This is a genomic window from Tessaracoccus luoxuelianae, assembly GCF_055326245.1.
Genome location: NZ_JBUZNO010000006.1, coordinates 138,636 through 154,172, shown reverse-complemented (window position 1 = coordinate 154,172; position 15,537 = coordinate 138,636). Strand labels below are relative to the sequence as shown.

Here is a 15,537-nt window from a genome sequence, read left to right as displayed (position 1 = left end):
TGGTGGAGCTAGGGGGATTCGAACCCCCGGCCTTCTCATTGCGAACGAGACGCGCTACCAACTGCGCCATAGCCCCTTGAAGCATCACGAAGCCTAGCACCGAGCCGAGCGGGGCTCCAAGTCAGTCCCCGACCGCCCGTGGCCGGTACTCGGAGACCTCCCGGGCCTCGCCTGCCGGGTTGTCCGCCGTCGGAATCTGCGCCGGCTGCTGGCTCACCGGAGCAGACAGGTCGATGGTGCGCACCGTCCGGGGCAGCAGCGGCTGCTGCACGTAGGTGGCCGGAGCGACGGGGATGGGATCCCACAGCGCGCCGATGGTGGTGGGCATCGACAGATCGATCGAGATCTCGATGTTCTCGGTGGCCTCGCGGTCCGACAGGTCGATGACGACGGTGTCCTCGTCCTCGTCGAACCCCGCCTTCACCGCGGCCGAGCGCGCGTCGAGACTGCGATGCATCGCCACCACCGAAACCCGCGCCACGGCGAAGAACGCCACCAGCAGCCCGGAGGGGATGAGAACGCTCCACCATGCGACGACGCCCAGCCCGGCCAGCACCGCCAGCGTCACCAGCGCCGCCCCCAGCACAGCCGCGACGACGAGCCGACGGCGGGCCGCCTGGCGGGCGATGAGGCGAAGCTCGAGAAGGTCGGTCCGGCGCGTCAACGGGGTCGAGACCTGCGCCGCACCGTCGTCCTCGACGTGATCGACGACGTCGCGATGGAGAATCCGGACCGAGTCCGAGAACCGCTGCGAGGGGTCCCCGTCGAGGTCCGCGTCCAACTCACGGGCATTCCTCACCCAGGGCAGCCCTAGGGCCAGACCGACGACGACGACGATGGCGATGAGGATTCCGGCGAGCACGCCGCCTACGTTAAACAACAACGCTGTGATTTGGTCCCCCGGCTGCGGCGAGTCGGCGGATCAACGCCGGTTATTTCGAGTTCTCACTCCTCGTCCAGCAACCAGACCTTGACGGCCTCGCCGGCGTTGACCTGCTCGACGTGCTCGTCCAGCACGATCAACGCGTTGGAATGGGCCAGCTCGGCCAGCGCGTAGTTCTCCGTCACCTGGGCGACGTGGCGGACGCTCCCCTCTGTGGTGACCCGGCCCCGCAGGAGATGCATCTGGCCCCGGTGCGAGCGGAGCCCGCTCGAGGCGATGGCGCGAACACTCCGGTGTCCGGTGTGGGCGCCCATCAGCTGCCTGATCAGCGGGCGGGCGAAGGCATGGAACGACACGTAGGCGCTCACGGGGTTGCCCGGCAGCATCAGCATCGGCACATGGTCCTCGCCGATCAGCCCGAAGGTCTGGGTCCGTCCGGGCGACATGGCCACGTTGACCGAGTCCACCAGGCCGAGCCGCTCCATCACCGACGCCACCGCCTCGTAATCCTCGCGGCGTCCGCCGGTGGTGGAGATCACCAGGTCAGCCCGGATCAGTTGATCCGTGACCGCCTCTTCGATGGCTGAGGGATCGTTGGAGTGCACGGCCACCCTGAAGACGGTCGCGCCCGCTGCCTTGGCCGCCGCGGCGACCATGAACGAGTTGGCGTCGGTGACCTCGCCGTGCTGGACGCTGCTGGTGGGATCCACGAGGTGATCCCCGGAACTGACCACCACCACCCGGGGGCGGGGCCGGACCATCACCTTGTCGATGCCCGCGCTGGCGAGGAGGCCGATGCCCCGATCGTCGAGCAGGTCTCCCTCGCTGAGCAGGCGTGTGCCGAGCTTGAGGTGCTCCCCGGCGGCGCGCACGTACTCCCCCTCGCCGACGCGCTCGATGAGCCGGACCTTTCCGTCCTCGACGGTGCCGAAGGTGGCCGGCAGCACCGCCGTGGCGCCGCGGGGCAGCACGTCTCCGGGCGCCACCGACGCGGCCGCCCGCTCGGGCAGCCTGGCGACGGTGAGGTCCACGATCTCCATCGGTGCGGCGAGGTGCCCTTCGTCGTCCAGCAACTCCTTGGCGCGGACGGCGTAGCCGGCCACCTTGGAGGTGCTGTTGGGTGGCACCGCGATCATCGAGTCGATGTCCTCGCAGAGGACCTGGTTCCACGCCTCCAGCAACGACATCCCGAACGGCCGCAGAGGCTCGACGAGGCGGAGCAGGTAGGCGGTGTGATCAGTCACGCTCCGCAGCCCGGAGGCGTCCAGGGTTGGCGGATCGGGGAGCCGCGGCTCCTCCTCGACCGCCTCTTCCTCACCGGGGACGTCGTCCTGCTTCTTCCGGGCAAACCAAGCCATGCTGCCTACGATAGGCCAATGACCCTCTCGGCCCGGAAGGACGCGCTGCGCGCCCGGATCTCCGCGGCCCGCGCCCGGGTCTCAGCCCAACAATGGGCCGCTGACAACGCCGCACGCACTCGTTTCCTCCTCGCCCTGGCGGAGGGGTTCCCCGTCGGCACCGTCGCCGCGTACGTATCCCGCGACGGTGAGCCGGGCACCGTCGAGGCCATCGACGCGCTTGCCGCCCGCGGCTGGGGCCTCCTGCTGCCGAGGATCACCGGCCGCGGGGTGGCGTGGGCGCGCTTCGAGGGGTGGGACGCGATGGCCACGGGGTGGGGAGGCATCGCGCAACCCACCGGGCCCGTCCTCCCTCCCGAGGCGCTGGCAGAGGCCGGCCTCGTGGTGGCGCCGTGCCTTGCCGTGGGGACCGACGGCGCGCGCCTCGGTACCGGCGGCGGTTGGTACGACCGGGCGCTGCCCCACCGCGACCCGCTGTCCTTCGTGGTTGCACTGGCGCGCCACGAGGAGATCCGCGACGATCTGGGGCCCCTCACGCTCCCCCACGACATCCCGGTCGACGGCTACGTCACAGAGCGCGAATCGGTCAGATTGACGCTCTGAACTACCATGGGTGGAGTCGTCTCCCACGGAGGATCCTGTATGCCCACCTACCAGTACCGTTGCACAGACTGCGGCACCGATCTCGAGGCCGTGCAGAAGTTCACGGACCCCGCACTGACGGACTGCCCCGAGTGCGACGGCGGACTGCGGAAGGTGTTCAGCGCCGTCGGCGTGGTGTTCAAGGGCTCCGGCTTCTACGCCACGGATTCGCGCGCCGCGAAGAAGGCCGCCTCCTCCCCCGCCAAGTCCGGGGCCAAGACGGAGCCGGCCAAGTCCGAGCCGGTCAAGGCCGCGTCGGCGCCCAAGGTGGAGGCCAAGTCCGCCTGAACCTGTGGACAGCGGGAAATCGGGCTCTCCACCTGCGATCAAGGGGGCATGAGACGCCTCCTCACCCCCATCGCCTCGTTCGTGTCTTGGCATCGCCGGGCCGTCGCCGCGCTGCTGGCAGCGCTGTCGGTGGTGCTCGTGGCGCAATGGCTCGCGGAGCCGGGCGGTCCCACGGTGTCGGCGCCGGTCCTCACCGGGCCGGTGGCCGCGGGCCACACGCTCACCTCGGCGGACGTGACGCTCACCGACGTCCCCGCCCACCTGGTGTTCTCGGCCGCTCCACCTAGCCTCGATGACGTCATCGGTGAGGTGACAGCGGTGAATCTAGCCGCCGGCACCCTGCTCCAGACCGGGCTCCTGGCCACGGGTCAAGGCGTTGCTCCCGGCCGCGCCGTCGTGCCCATCACCCTGCCGGACCAGGCTCTGCGGTCCCTGCTGCGCCCCGGGGATCCAGTCACGCTTGTGGTCACCTCCACCGAGTCGGCTGAGGTACTGACGCGGGACGCCAGGGTCGCGGCGCTGCCGTCCCCGCCAGGCGGGTCCGCGCTCGCGGTGGCTGGGGCCGGCGATGACGGCCTTGTGCTCATGGACGTGCCGGCCGATGAGGCCGCCATGGTGGCCGCCCTCGGTCAGAGCGGCCAGCTCAGCGTGGTGCTGGGCGCCTTGTGAGACGCGTGTAGCCGCGCCGGTTTGCCATCCTCGCGACATGCCCGCTAGCGTCATTGACGGCTCAACCCAGATCCGGACGGCCTCTCGTGTGGCCTTCCCCACGGATCGCCCCCGTCGCTGCATCGCGTGACGGGTCGTCTCCCGCTTCAGCGGAACACAGAAAAGAGACCTGATTCCCATGAAGGGCTTCAAGGAATTCCTCATGCGCGGCAACCTCGTCGAGCTTGCCGTCGCGTTCGTCGTCGGCGCCTCGTTCGCCACGGTCGTCACCGCGTTCACCGCCATGTTCATGGACCTGCTGGGCAAGCTCGGCGGCACCCCGGACTTCTCGTCCTACTCGCCGGGCGGGGTGTCGGTGGGCGCGTTCCTCACCGCACTGGTCGCGTTCGTCATCGTGGCCTTCGTCGTGTACTTCGGCGTGGTGCTCCCCTACACCAAGGCCAAGGAGCGCTTCGCCAAGACCGAAGCCGAGGCCCCCTCGCTGACCAAGTCGGAGCAGCTGCTCGAAGAGATCCGCGACTCGCTGGTCAACAACCGCGTCTGAGCCCCGCTCGTCGTTCTCACAGGGGCGTCACCCACTGGGTGGCGTCCCTGTGGCGTCACCTCACCAGTGGGGTGGCCGGTCGTCAGCGAGGCGCTGCTCGTGGCGGTCAAGCGGCCGGGAAGCCGGCGCCGACGGCGTGAGGCCCGTGAGGCCCAGTTCCCGGCGGGCCTCCGCCAGCGCGGCGTCGAACCGTGCGAACCCGAGAGCGCGCCGTTCCTCCAGCGGCACCGGGAACGGCCACGGCTCGCAGGCCTCCTGCCGCTGCGTTCGCAGGGCGGGCAGCCGCCCGGCGTCGAAGCCCAGGCGGGCCAGCTCCTCGGGCAGCGAGGACGGGGAGCTGAGCGGAAGCCGTTCCCCCGTCAGCGCCAGGCCAAGCGCCGCCGACAGGTCGCGGTCACCCACCGAGGGTGGCGCCGTCGGGGACCTGCTGGGGAGAGCCTTCGTCGGCGAGTTCCGCGTCCCCCACCACGGTGACCCCCGCGCCGAAGGTCCAGTCTCCGTCCACCTTGAGAGAGCTCGCCTGCCGTAGGGATGGTGCCACCGGGATCCGGGCCAGGAACTTGTCCACCTTCTTGTAGAACCGGGAGTCGAGGCTGATCTCCGGGGAGCTCGAGGTGGTGGCCACCAGGCGGCCCTCGTCGGTCAGGTCGTAGACGTCAGAGCGCAGCAGGAGCAGCTCGTTGGTGGTCTTGACCGGCAGGAAGCGGTCGCGGCCGACGCAGATGGCCGTGGCCCCCTCGAACACCTCGATGGCAGCACCCATCGCGGACTCCACCTGGATGACGGGCGTGGAGTCGCCGTCGGAGGGGTCCACCGTCTTGTCGTTGCGGATGAGCGGGAGGCCCAGGACGGAGTTGCGCTCCGTGAGGGTGTCGCGGAGGACCTGCAGGTCGAACCACAGGTTGTTGGTGTGGAAGAACGGGTGGCGGTGCTCGTCGGTGAAGAAGTCCATCTCCTCCGGCGCGGTCTGGGCGGTGTCGCGCAGGATGAGCTGATTGTCCGCCTTCCGGACGGCCAGGTGTCCGCCCTTCTTGTCGTTGATGGTGCGGCGGCACACCTCGGCGGCGTACGGGGCGCCGGACCGGGCGAACCAGCCGGCGATGGTGGCGTTGGGCGCCGCGCCCAGGTTGTCCCCGTTGGAGACGCACGCGTAGCGGAAGCCGTGCTGGAGGAGCTGGTCCAGCACGCCGGAGCCCTCCAGCGCCGGGTAGAGGTCGCCGTGGCCGGGCGGGCACCATTCCAGGGAGGGATCTGCGGGCCACTCGACGGGGGTCAGGTCATCTGCGCGCAGCTTCGGCTCCTGGTTCTGCGTGAAGCTGAGCGGCAGCCCCTCCACCGGAAGCTCCTCGTAGCGCTCGAGGTGGGCCAACGTGTCGTCCTCGGTGCGGAACGAGTTCATCAGCAGCAGCGGAAGTCGGGCGTGGTAGCGGTCGCGGGCGGCCAGGACCTGCTGGGTGATGAGATCAAGGAAGTTGAGCCCGTCGCGCACCTCCAGCAACGTCTTGGCCTTGTCCAGGCCCATCGACGTGCCGAGGCCGCCGTTGAGCTTGATGATGACGGTCTTGCCGATCGCCTCGCGGGCCTCGGTCTCGGAGATGTCCACGTCGGCGAGCATCGGCGGGTCGAGCAGCGGCTCGATGGTGTCCTCCCGGATCACCCCGGTGGCACCGGACTCGAGGAGCTCGTAGAAGCGGGAGAAGACCTCGATCGCGGGGGCTGCGACCCCGGCGTCGATCATCTTCTGGCGGGCGGCGTTGAGGCCGGCTTCGGACACAGCTGTTCCCTTCGTTGCGGTTCTCGACACCGATCCTAGGCCAGCGGTCGCCCGGGGCGCGCCCTCGCGATCAGGACACCGCGACAATCCCGTGCGCCCCGCGCTCGGCGTCCACCATCACGTGGCTGACGACGGGGTATCGCCCGGGTTCCGGGAACTCCAACTCCACGAACCCGCCCTCGGCCGGCGCCAGCGCCAGTGCCTGGGCGCCCCCGCCGCTGCCGCCGAAGGCGTCCACGCCGTCCTTCAGCAGGTAGCCGCCCTCGCGGTAGACGGTGTCGAACTGCCCGCCAACGATGTGGAAGCTGGTGGCCCGGTTGGGGCCGGCGTCCAGCACCCAGAAACGCACCCGCTCCCCCACCCGCGCCACGAAGGGCTCCTGGTCGTACTGGTTGGCCACGCCGTTGAACGCCACCCGGTCCGGCTGCTCGGCGGAGACGGCATCCGCGTCCACCTCGGTGGCGGCCTCGGCGGTGGCGGCGTCGTCTGCGACGAAGACCTCGGACTGGACCACCACGTACTCGCGGTCCACCTCCGGCAACCCACCCTCCGGCTCGACGATGACCGCACCGTGCATGCCGGCGGCGATGTGCGCGCTCATGGGCATCGTCGAGCAGTGATACATCCAGACGCCGGCGCGCCCGGCCGTGAACCGGTAGACGAGCCGCTCGCCGGGCGCGATCGTGCGCATGGGCCCCTCAGGGTTCAGGGCGCCGGCGTGGAAGTCGATCGAGTGGCCCATGGAGCCGTCGTTGATCAGCGTGATCTCGAAGGTGTCACCCACCCGTCCGCGCAGCGTGGGACCCACGCTGCCCCCGTTGAAGGTCCAGCGCCGCTGCCACACCCCCGGCGCCACCTCCAGGGGCACCTCGGTCACCCGGAACTCGTAGCGGCGGACGGTCTCGTCGGTCAGCGGCGGGGCCAGGGGGTCGACCACAGCGCTGAGCGTCGCGTCCGGGTCGCCGGCCGCGTGGCCGTGCTGCGGCTGATCGGCCTCCGTGTCGGAGGCTGCGGCGGGCGCACCGGCCACCACCACGTCGAACGTCATGCCCATCTGACGGTGCCCCACGACGGTGCACCAGCCCTCGATGGACCGGCCCACGATGCCGAGGTCGAGCTCGGCGCTCTCCCCCGGCGCGAGCCGTGGAGTGCGCAGAGTTCCGATGAGGAGGTCGTGCACGGTGGTGGGATCCTCGTTGACGAGTTCAACGATCACGCGGTCGCCCGGTTGGGCCTCCACGCTGGCGGGCACGAACGTCATGTCGCGCGCCGCCACCTTCACCCGGACGGTCTCGCCCGTGGCCGGCACCGACGCGGCCGGGGCGGTGGTCGAGGCCACGCCTGCCGCCGCCGGATCCAGGCCGACTCCGACGCTGAGCGCGATCGCCAGCGCGGCCACGCCCGCGACCAGTCCGTCGCCGGTGAAGACGCTGCGGCGTTCCTTCAGCTCGGGTGCAGGTTCGCCGGCCGCGGCCCGGCGTCGCTCCGCCACGGACGCGCGGATGCCGCGCACCATGAGCGGGAGAAATGTCACGAGCGCGGCGAGCACCAGCACGGAGACGGTGACCTTGACCCAGCTGGGCAGTGGCGCCACCCAGGCGAGCAGCCCGCCGTTGATGACGACGAGCCGGACGGTGGCGAACCGGTCGAACTCGGCGGCGCCTGCGCGGACCACGCGCGGCCCGCCGCCGATCACCGACGGCAACAAGTAGGACAGAGCGCCGGTGACCAGCTGCAGCAGAAAGCCCACCACCCACAGCGAGGCCAGCATCGGGTATCCGGACGCCAGCTCGATGTCGTCGGAGCGTCCGACATGGACGGCGGTGGCGAGGACCGCCACGCACGCCCACAGGGCCCCGGCAAGGATCGACGCGGCCGCGAACTCGCGCGGCGGACGCTTCCTCAACGGCACGATGAGGCAGCGCCCCCACCATCCCAGCGCGGCGGCGTAGAGGACCAGCCCGGCCACCGAGACCGGCCGGAGGCCCGTGAGGGAGCCCCCGATCACGACGGCGATGGCGGCCAGCAGGACCGGCAGCACCTGCTTGGCGAGGCGCTCGGACCGGTCGTCCATCCGGGTGCGCAGCACCGTGGGCCAGAAGGTGACGAAGGTGCCCACCACCGTGAGCCCGATCCAGCCCAGCAGCATGGTCATGGTGTGGGCCACGAGGAGGGCGGCGTGCCAGCGGTCGTCGAGCCCCCAGGCCAGCGTCGCGCCGAACCCGGCTCCCACGGGCAGGCAGGCCGCCGCCGCGATGTAGTAGCGGATGCAGATCCGGAACCGCCCCGGCAGGGCGCGTCTGAGGTCCCGTACCAGGACGGCGCCGTGCCACAGCACGGCGGCTGACACGACGGTGGCGCCGGTGACCGCGAGCCACCACTGAGCCGTCGGGACGCCGAGGAACACCAGCAGGGAGCCGGCACCCAGCACGCCCAGCCGTACGTCCGCGAGCCGGCGGGTGGCGTCGTCGTCGCGGGTCTTCAGCAGCGCCGCGGTGAAGTGGGCGCTCCACACCATCACCGAGTGCGTCAGCGCGCCGAGCGCCACGAGGTGCACCATGAGCCAGGTGGACTCCGGGATCCAGCGATGCGCGAGGGCCACCACGACGGCCGCCGCCAGCCACACCACCAGCGCGAAGTCGCGCAGCCCGCGGCGGCGCCTCATCCCCTCACCGCCGATGCGATCACGGTGAGGGCGAACACGAGCAGCGCGATCACAGTCAGGGTTCCTCCGGTTCGATACAGGTCACCGACGGCGAGAAGGTCGCCGAGGATCCGCGCGGTCATGCCGGCGTGAAGCAGCCCGAGCGGGAGCCACATCGACCGACGATACGGCAGGGGCCGGCCGATGACGGCAGGGAAGATGGTGGGGGCGTGCGCCATGATCATGGACACCCCGAAGCCGAGGAACACGCCGTGGATGGTGGCATCGTAGTGGCCCGAAGCGACCGGCTGCCCAACCACGAGCCACACGGCGCCCGCCACGGCGAGCCACACGTTGCCGGCCAGCAGCGCGGCGGCGTTGAAGCGGCGGAACCCGGTGCCGCGGATCATGCGGCGGCCCACGTCGTCGCGGATCAGCCAGGCGGCCACGAGCAGGCAGCCCAACCCCAGCACCCGATAGCCGACGGCGGGGAGGGCGGTCGCGAGGGCGGCGCCGAGCGCCACCACGGTCGCCAGGGCGAGCAGCATGGGCACCGCACGGGCGCCCATGGTGAGCTGCGCCAATTCGGCGCGCTCCGCGGCGATGGTGATCACCACGAAGGCGGCAAGCAGCGGAAGGGCGGCCGGGATGTCGGCCAGCAGGATCGCGGCCGCGGCCAGCGGGACGAAGAGCGTGCCGAGCGCCTGGGCCGCCACCAGCGGCAGGGGCGCGCGGAACCACAGCGCGACGGCCACCGCCAGGAATGCCAGCCCGCCGTCGAGCAGCAGCAGTTCGCCGAGCAGGGGCGGGGCGCCGGCGATCAACGTCAGCGACCCCGCACCCAGCAGGGCGGGCGCCAGGTATGCGAGGGGGGAACGCAGTGCCTGGGCCCGTTCGAGGGAGATGAGGGTGCCCATGAAGCCGAGCGTCATGGCGGGGCCGTGGAGGTCCGCCAGCCGGTCGGAATCCACGGGGGCCCACATCCCGAGACGGAGCAACGCCGCGTTGAGGCCCGTCAGCAGCGAGACCCCGGCCAGCGCGATGAGCGCGACGCGGAGGGGGCGCGTGCGCGCCCCTGGGTCAGTGATGGTGCGGGGTGCCGGCGGCGTGGTCGTGCTCATGGGTGGCGGTATCGATCTCGGCCCATTCGTCGCCGTCGAGCCCGAGGGCAGCGGCCGGGAACAATCCGTTGTCTTCCTTGTCGATGTGGTCACGTAGGGCGTCCTCGAAGACGTCCATGAGCGAGTGGTCGCCTGCGGCGATGGCAGCCAGCAGTTCGTCGAGCGAGCGGTGCTCGCCGCACAGAATGCTGACGTGGTCAGCGAACTCGTCGCGGCGCTTCATCACCGTGAAGAGACCCACCTCCTCGGACTGCGTGTGCGGCCCGAGGAGGAGGGCGAGGGCGCGGGCATGCTCAGGCACGTCTCCACCGTCGACGACGGCGCGGCGCAACTGTCCGCACGCGTTGACGATCTCGACGTGCTCATTCATGAACCGACCGATCACCGTGATCGAGTCACACCCGCAGTAGCTGCACATCAGAGGCGCGCCAGCTTCAGCTTCCAGGCCTCGGGGCCCTCCTGCACGTAGCTGATTGCAATCGACTCGCCGTGGCGCTCTGTGATCTGGCGGAGCAGCGGCACCGGGTCATGCGGGGCCACCAGGACGAAGGCCGCGCCCGGCTGGAGGCCGTCGACGACGCCGTGAATGGCGGCGTGGCGAACGGCGTGCGGGATGATGCGCGCGTCGAGTTCGGGAAGGGACTCGTCATGACCGCCGCAACCGCAGCCTGACTTGGGGGTGAGGGAGATCTCTGTCATGCCCCACAGATTACTACAAGAAACTTGTATCTAATCTCCGGGGTAGCCCCCATGGACTCCGACGGATCAGCCGAGCTGACCCGCGCCCGCTCGGTAACGGTCGACAACCACCGAGACCAGGCCGGGATGCGCGCCGAGGGGTTGGGCGACCACGTCTCCACCGGCCCTGGAGAGCCTGCGCTGGAAGAAGCCGGGCCCGATCAGGTAGGACGCCACAGCAACTGGGCCAGATCCGCCGGCCTCCGCGACAGCCTCAGGGACCCTGGGCTCGGCCGCTGAGAGGAACCCCACCGTGACGGGCCCGGCCCACCGATCCTGCACGGCGCGCGCCACACCGCGACCCACCTCCGCCGCCTCCGGGCGCGACGAACCGGCCACGGCCACCACCACCGCCGACCCCTCGGGGGCGCCGGCCTCGCGGAGCCGTTCCACGAGAGCGTCCTCCAGCCGCGGATCCGGCCCCAGCGGGCCCGTGGACACCACCCGCCCAGGGTGGCCGGCGATCGCCTCGGCCACGTCCACCTCCGTGTGGAAGCCGAGCGTGAGCAGTACGGGCACCACCACCACGCGGTGACCCGCCGCGACGAGGCGGTCCACCACGACATCGAGCTTCGGTTCCTGCACGTCCACGTAGGCCACCTCGACGGTGACCTCCGGCAGCCTTGTCGCCGTCGCGTCCGCGATGGCCAGCACGGCGGCCTGGCCGTCCGGGTCGTCGGTGCCGTGAGCACAGACCACGAGCGCCGGTCTCATGCGCTCACCTCCAACCGGTAACCCCGCCGCGGCACGGTGCGCACGAGCGAGCGATCCCCCATACTGTCACGCAGCCGCGCGACCGCGACCTCGGCGGCGTGCGGGTCGTTGGAGCTGCCGGGCAGCACGGCCAGGATCTCCTCCCGCGACACCACTCCCCCGTTCGCCTCCACCAGTGAGCGGAGCACCGCGAACTGCACCTGGCTGAGCGGCAGCGCGCGCCCGCCCAGGCTCGCCGCGGACCGCCGGAGCCACAGCACGCCCGCCGGGGTGGCCACCTCCGCCACGCCGCGGGCCGACAGCGCCGCGGTGAGTTCCCGCACCAGTGCGCCCAGCCGGAACCGGTCCGGGATCAGCGGAGTGAGGCCGAGCTCGACGAGGGGGGCCGCGGTGACAGGCCCCACGGTCGCGGGGAGAACGGGCCCCGCCATCGCCTCGATCGCGGCGTCCCGCAAGCCCTCCCGCTCGCACGCGGCGATGAACTCCAGCACGCCGTGCGCCGACGTGAAGGCCACCGCGTCGACCTCGGCTGCGGCCACGAGGGCGACGGCCCGACTCACGGCCTCGGGGTCCGGAGAGGGCCCCCACCGGTACACGACCAGCGAGGTGACGCGGGCCCCCAACTCGACGAGGAGCTCGTCGATGCCGTCGCTGCCCGCGCCGTGGTGCTGCACGGCCACGTGCAGGCCCGCGACGCCCTCGGTCTCGAAGAGTTCCTTGATCTCGGCGGCCGTCTCCGAGTCCGCCACCCAGTCGGCAGTCAGGCCCGCGCCGTGGACCGCGCCCTGGGCCTTCGGCCCGCGGGCGATGATCCGGGCTCCCCGCAGCACCGCCAGCAGCTCGTCGGCACACCCTGCGGCATCCGCGGCCTCCATCCAGCCGCGGAACCCCACGCCCGTGGTGGCCACCACCGCATCAGGGGGATCGGCGATGAGCGCCCTGGTCTGCGCGATGAGCTGCTCGTCGTCTGCGTGGGGCACGATCGAGAGGATGGGGGCCCGGATGATCTCGACACCGCGGCGCTCCAGCGCCGAGGCAAGTTCGGAGGCGCGTCGTTTCGCCGTCAGCACGACGCGGCAGCCGGCGAGCGAGTGCGCGCCGGCTGCCGCGGTGGAACCGATGGCGGTCACCGTCGCGTCCATTCAGCCCGCCCTGGCCAGGCCCTCAGCGGGCCGGCGGAGCGGGGCCTCCTCGGTGACCTGCGAACCGACGAACACCCGGCCGTCGAACACCGCCACCGCCCACGTGCCGAGCGCCTTCGCAGGGTCCGACAGGCACACGCCCGTGCGGAGGTCGAACGCCTGCTTGTACATGGGAGAGAAGAGTACGGGCACGTCCTCCCCGTCCACCAGGGACGAGCCCACCAGTCCACGGGCCATCACGTTGGCGCGGGCGAAGGGGTCCCACATGCCGACGGCGACGACGCGGTCGTCGTGGAGCCTGACGATGGCCACCTGCCGGCCGTCGATCAGGGCGGCGACAGGTCTCTCCGGCAGCAGGTCGTCGAGGCGGCAGACAGGTTCGGTGGTGGTGATCATCGTGCTCCTCCGATGGGGATGGTGGGTCCGGCGACCAGGACCGGCCGCCGCTCGGAATCGACCAGCTCGACGCCGGAGGTGCGGTCCGCGTCCGTGGCGGGCCGGACCTGTCCGCGCTCCCCCACGTACTGGAGGTTGTCGTCGACGGAGTCGGCCGCGTTGACGAAGCCCGCGAACCGGGCCAGCTTGACCGGGTCCTCGAGCACGTCGCGCCATTCGTCGCGGTAGCCGTCGACGTGGCCGGCCATGGCGGCATCGAGGTCCGCGGCGATGCCGAGGGAGTCCTCCATGATGACCGTGCGCACGTGGTCCAGGCCGCCCTCGATCGACTCCAGCCACACGGCGGTGCGCTGCAGCCGGTCCGCCGTCCTCACGTAGTACATGAGGAAGCGGTCGATGGTGCGCACGAGCTCCTCGGTGGTGAGGTCCTCCGCCAGGAGTACGGCGTGTCGGGGGGTGAAGCCGCCGTTGCCGCCCACGTAGACGTTCCAGCCCTTGTCCGTCGCGATGATGCCGACGTCCTTGCCGCGGGCCTCGGCGCATTCGCGCGCGCAGCCGGAGACGCCGAGCTTGAGCTTGTGCGGCGAACGGAGGCCGCGGTAGCGCAGCTCCAGGTCGATCGCGAGGCCGACGGAGTCCTGGACGCCGTAGCGGCACCAGGTGGACCCCACGCAGGACTTCACGGTGCGCAGAGACTTCCCGTAGGCGTGGCCCGACTCGAACCCGGCGTCGACGAGGCGCCGCCAGATGTCGGGCAGCTGGTCGATCCGTGCGCCGAACATGTCGATGCGCTGACCGCCGGTGATCTTGGTGTACAGCCCGAAGTCGCGGGCGATCTGACCGATCACGATGAGCCCGTCCGGGGTGATCTCGCCGCCTGGCACGCGGGGCACCACGGAGTAGGTGCCGTCCTTCTGGATGTTGGCCAGCACGTGGTCGTTGGTGTCCTGGATCGCCGCCTGCTCACCGGCCAGGATGTGCCCGTTGCCGAGGCTGGCCAGGATCGAGGCGACGACGGGCTTACAGATGTCGCAGCCGCGGCCGCGGCCGTGCCGGCCGATGATCTCGGAGAAGGTGGTGAGGCCGGTGATCCGGACGACGTCGAACAGCTGGGCCCGCGAGAGCTCGAAGTGCTCGCACAGGGCGTTGCTCACCACCGTCCCGGACTTCTCGAGCTCGGCCACCATCAGCTTGCGCACCAGCGGCAGGCAGGAGCCGCAGCTGGTGCCGGCCTTGGTGCACGCCTTGACACCGGCGAGGTCGGTGCAGCCGCCCTCGGTGACCGAGCAGCGGATGGCGCCGGCGGTCACGTTGTTGCAGGAGCAGACGGGGGCGTCGTCGGGCAGCTCGCCCTGGACGGGGGCGCCCTCCGCGCCGGCGGGCACCAGGTACGCGGCGGGGTCGACGCCGAGCGGCCGGCCCAGCAGGGGCCGGAGGCCGGCGTAGGCCGAGGCGTCGCCCACCAGGATGCCGCCGAGCAGGGTGCGGGCGTCGTCGGAGAGGACGAGCTTCTTGTAGACGCCGGCGATCGGGTCGGTGTAGACCACGGACAGGGTGCCGTCGGTGGTGCCGAAGGCGTCGCCGAAGCTGGCCACGTCGACTCCGAGGAGCTTCAGCTTGGTGGAGAGGTCGCCGCCGGTGAAGGTGCCGGAGCGGCCGAGCATCTGGTCCACCGCCACCTCGGCCATGGTGTAGCCCGGGCCGACGAGGCCCCAGACGCGGCCCTGGATGCAGGCCACCTCGCCGATGGCGTAGATGTCGGGGTCCGCGGTGCGGCAGGAGTCGTCGACGACGATGCCGCCGCGCTCCCCCACCTCGAGGCCTGCCTCGCGGGCGAGCTCGTCGCGGGGGCGGACGCCGGTGGCGAAGATCACCACGTCCACGTCGATGGAGGAGCCGTCGTTGAAGACCATCTTCTCCACGGCGATCCGGCCCTTGATGGCCGAGGTGGCGGTGCCGACGCGGACGTCGACGTCCATGGCCTCGATGAGGCGCTTGAGCGACTCGCCGCCGCCCTCGTCCACCTGGAGGGGCATCAGCCTGGGCGCGAACTCGACCACCGTGGTGTCGGCGCCGAGCTTCTTCAGCGCGCCGGCGGCCTCGAGGCCCAACAGGCCACCGCCGATGACGGCACCCCTGACGCGACGCTTCGGGTTGCGCTCCTGCAGGGTCTCGACGTAGCCGCGCAGGGCCGCCACGTCGTCGATGGTGCGGTACACGAAACAACCGGGCAGCTCGCGGCCGGGCACCGGCGGCATGAACGCGTAGGAGCCGGTGGCCAGCACCAGGGAGTCGTAGGCGTGCGACATGCCGTTCTCGGTGATGACGGTGTGCGCCGCCGGGTCCACGGAGACCACCTTGGCGCCGCGGCGCAGCTTGACGTTCGGGTCCTGCCAGAGGTGCGCCTCGCCGAGGTTGAGCAGCTCGGGGTCGCGGTTCTCGAAGTAGCTGGTCAGGGCCACCCGGTCGTAGGGCGGGCGAGGCTCCTCGGCCAGCACGGTCACGCGCCACTCGCCGGCCTCGTCGCGCGAACGCAGCGCCTCGACGAATCGGTGGGCGACCATGCCACCCCCGACCACCACACACAGCTTGCTCATATCGGCCTCCAGGGGTCTTGTCGGTTG

At 71.1% G+C, this 15,537-nt stretch carries 16 protein-coding genes and 1 tRNA gene; 4 read left to right on the top strand and 13 right to left on the bottom strand.

Features of this window, described 5'->3' with window-relative positions; translation table 11 throughout:
- The 3 genes from ACZK39_RS10710 to ACZK39_RS10700 all read right to left on the bottom strand — a co-directional run bounded on the left by ACZK39_RS10710 (position 1) and on the right by ACZK39_RS10700 (position 2,241).
- Positions 1-76 (bottom strand) — tRNA-Ala (locus ACZK39_RS10710).
- Positions 77-121: 45 nt separating this feature from the next.
- On the bottom strand, positions 122-862 hold the full coding sequence (locus ACZK39_RS10705; RefSeq protein ID WP_459054923.1) for a hypothetical protein: 741 nt from the start codon (positions 860-862) through the stop codon (positions 122-124).
- A gap of 83 nt (positions 863-945) precedes the next feature.
- Positions 946-2,241 (bottom strand): molybdopterin molybdotransferase MoeA, encoded by a 1,296-nt coding sequence (locus ACZK39_RS10700; protein WP_459054924.1) that lies wholly within the window; start codon positions 2,239-2,241, stop codon positions 946-948.
- Between the two features lie 18 nt (positions 2,242-2,259).
- Between ACZK39_RS10700 and ACZK39_RS10695 the strand changes: the two genes are divergently transcribed.
- From ACZK39_RS10695 to mscL, 4 genes are all read left to right on the top strand, one after another.
- Positions 2,260-2,844, top strand: coding sequence for a 5-formyltetrahydrofolate cyclo-ligase (locus tag ACZK39_RS10695; protein WP_459054926.1), 585 nt, complete (start codon positions 2,260-2,262; stop codon positions 2,842-2,844).
- Between the two features lie 39 nt (positions 2,845-2,883).
- Complete coding sequence (locus ACZK39_RS10690; protein WP_182781760.1) at positions 2,884-3,171, top strand: FmdB family zinc ribbon protein; 288 nt, start codon at positions 2,884-2,886, stop codon at positions 3,169-3,171.
- A 48-nt stretch (positions 3,172-3,219) separates the two neighbouring features.
- Positions 3,220-3,840 (top strand): SAF domain-containing protein, encoded by a 621-nt coding sequence (locus ACZK39_RS10685; RefSeq protein WP_459054928.1) that lies wholly within the window; start codon positions 3,220-3,222, stop codon positions 3,838-3,840.
- Between the two features lie 178 nt (positions 3,841-4,018).
- Positions 4,019-4,384 (top strand): large conductance mechanosensitive channel protein MscL, encoded by a 366-nt coding sequence (gene mscL, locus ACZK39_RS10680; protein WP_182781758.1) that lies wholly within the window; start codon positions 4,019-4,021, stop codon positions 4,382-4,384.
- Between the two features lie 60 nt (positions 4,385-4,444).
- Here mscL and ACZK39_RS10675 read toward each other — a convergent pair whose 3' ends face one another.
- The 10 genes from ACZK39_RS10675 to nirB all read right to left on the bottom strand — a co-directional run bounded on the left by ACZK39_RS10675 (position 4,445) and on the right by nirB (position 15,510).
- Positions 4,445-4,786, bottom strand: a complete 342-nt coding sequence (locus ACZK39_RS10675) for a hypothetical protein (protein ID WP_459054929.1) — start codon at positions 4,784-4,786, stop codon at positions 4,445-4,447.
- Positions 4,779-6,158 (bottom strand): UTP--glucose-1-phosphate uridylyltransferase, encoded by a 1,380-nt coding sequence (locus tag ACZK39_RS10670; protein WP_463613308.1) that lies wholly within the window; start codon positions 6,156-6,158, stop codon positions 4,779-4,781. The genes ACZK39_RS10675 and ACZK39_RS10670 overlap by 8 nt, the downstream gene beginning before the upstream one ends.
- A 70-nt stretch (positions 6,159-6,228) precedes the next feature.
- Positions 6,229-8,823, bottom strand: a complete 2,595-nt coding sequence (locus tag ACZK39_RS10665; protein WP_463613307.1) for a multicopper oxidase domain-containing protein — start codon at positions 8,821-8,823, stop codon at positions 6,229-6,231.
- A complete protein-coding gene (locus tag ACZK39_RS10660) occupies positions 8,820-9,923 on the bottom strand; it encodes a DUF8744 domain-containing protein (RefSeq protein WP_463613306.1) in 1,104 nt (367 codons plus the stop codon). The genes ACZK39_RS10665 and ACZK39_RS10660 overlap by 4 nt, the downstream gene beginning before the upstream one ends.
- Positions 9,883-10,293, bottom strand: coding sequence for a hemerythrin domain-containing protein (locus tag ACZK39_RS10655; RefSeq protein ID WP_463613305.1), 411 nt, complete (start codon positions 10,291-10,293; stop codon positions 9,883-9,885). Before ACZK39_RS10655 ends, ACZK39_RS10660 begins: the two co-directional genes overlap by 41 nt.
- 47 nt (positions 10,294-10,340) lie before the next feature.
- A complete protein-coding gene (locus tag ACZK39_RS10650; protein ID WP_182781753.1) occupies positions 10,341-10,622 on the bottom strand; it encodes a DUF2249 domain-containing protein in 282 nt (93 codons plus the stop codon).
- A 66-nt stretch (positions 10,623-10,688) separates the two neighbouring features.
- Positions 10,689-11,375, bottom strand: a complete 687-nt coding sequence (locus ACZK39_RS10645; RefSeq protein ID WP_463613304.1) for a sirohydrochlorin chelatase — start codon at positions 11,373-11,375, stop codon at positions 10,689-10,691.
- Positions 11,372-12,517 carry a uroporphyrinogen-III synthase gene (locus tag ACZK39_RS10640; protein WP_463613303.1) on the bottom strand — a complete coding sequence of 382 codons (1,146 nt, stop codon included), beginning with the start codon at positions 12,515-12,517 and terminating at the stop codon, positions 11,372-11,374. Before ACZK39_RS10640 ends, ACZK39_RS10645 begins: the two co-directional genes overlap by 4 nt.
- Entirely contained in the window at positions 12,518-12,913 is a 396-nt protein-coding gene (gene nirD, locus ACZK39_RS10635) for a nitrite reductase small subunit NirD (protein WP_463613302.1), read from the bottom strand. It lies immediately after the preceding gene.
- Positions 12,910-15,510 (bottom strand): nitrite reductase large subunit NirB, encoded by a 2,601-nt coding sequence (gene nirB, locus ACZK39_RS10630; RefSeq protein WP_463613301.1) that lies wholly within the window; start codon positions 15,508-15,510, stop codon positions 12,910-12,912. The genes nirD and nirB overlap by 4 nt, the downstream gene beginning before the upstream one ends.
- Positions 15,511-15,537: the final 27 nt, after the last annotated feature.

Excerpts from the sequence above, each read along its gene's own strand:
- ACZK39_RS10690 (WP_182781760.1), top strand. The coding sequence starts at position 2,884 with ATGCCCACCTACCAGTACCGTTGCACAGACTGCGGCACCGATCTCGAG.
- mscL (WP_182781758.1), top strand. The coding sequence starts at position 4,019 with ATGAAGGGCTTCAAGGAATTCCTCATGCGCGGCAACCTCGTCGAGCTT.
- nirB (WP_463613301.1), bottom strand. The coding sequence starts at position 15,510 with ATGAGCAAGCTGTGTGTGGTGGTCGGGGGTGGCATGGTCGCCCACCGA.
- ACZK39_RS10645 (WP_463613304.1), bottom strand. The coding sequence starts at position 11,375 with ATGAGACCGGCGCTCGTGGTCTGTGCTCACGGCACCGACGACCCGGAC.
- ACZK39_RS10665 (WP_463613307.1), bottom strand. The coding sequence starts at position 8,823 with ATGAGGCGCCGCCGCGGGCTGCGCGACTTCGCGCTGGTGGTGTGGCTG.
- ACZK39_RS10640 (WP_463613303.1), bottom strand. The coding sequence starts at position 12,517 with ATGGACGCGACGGTGACCGCCATCGGTTCCACCGCGGCAGCCGGCGCG.
- ACZK39_RS10685 (WP_459054928.1), top strand. The coding sequence starts at position 3,220 with ATGAGACGCCTCCTCACCCCCATCGCCTCGTTCGTGTCTTGGCATCGC.
- ACZK39_RS10650 (WP_182781753.1), bottom strand. The coding sequence starts at position 10,622 with ATGACAGAGATCTCCCTCACCCCCAAGTCAGGCTGCGGTTGCGGCGGT.
- ACZK39_RS10695 (WP_459054926.1), top strand. The coding sequence starts at position 2,260 with ATGACCCTCTCGGCCCGGAAGGACGCGCTGCGCGCCCGGATCTCCGCG.
- ACZK39_RS10700 (WP_459054924.1), bottom strand. The coding sequence starts at position 2,241 with ATGGCTTGGTTTGCCCGGAAGAAGCAGGACGACGTCCCCGGTGAGGAA.
- ACZK39_RS10660 (WP_463613306.1), bottom strand. The coding sequence starts at position 9,923 with ATGAGCACGACCACGCCGCCGGCACCCCGCACCATCACTGACCCAGGG.
- ACZK39_RS10655 (WP_463613305.1), bottom strand. The coding sequence starts at position 10,293 with ATGAATGAGCACGTCGAGATCGTCAACGCGTGCGGACAGTTGCGCCGC.
- nirD (WP_463613302.1), bottom strand. The coding sequence starts at position 12,913 with ATGATCACCACCACCGAACCTGTCTGCCGCCTCGACGACCTGCTGCCG.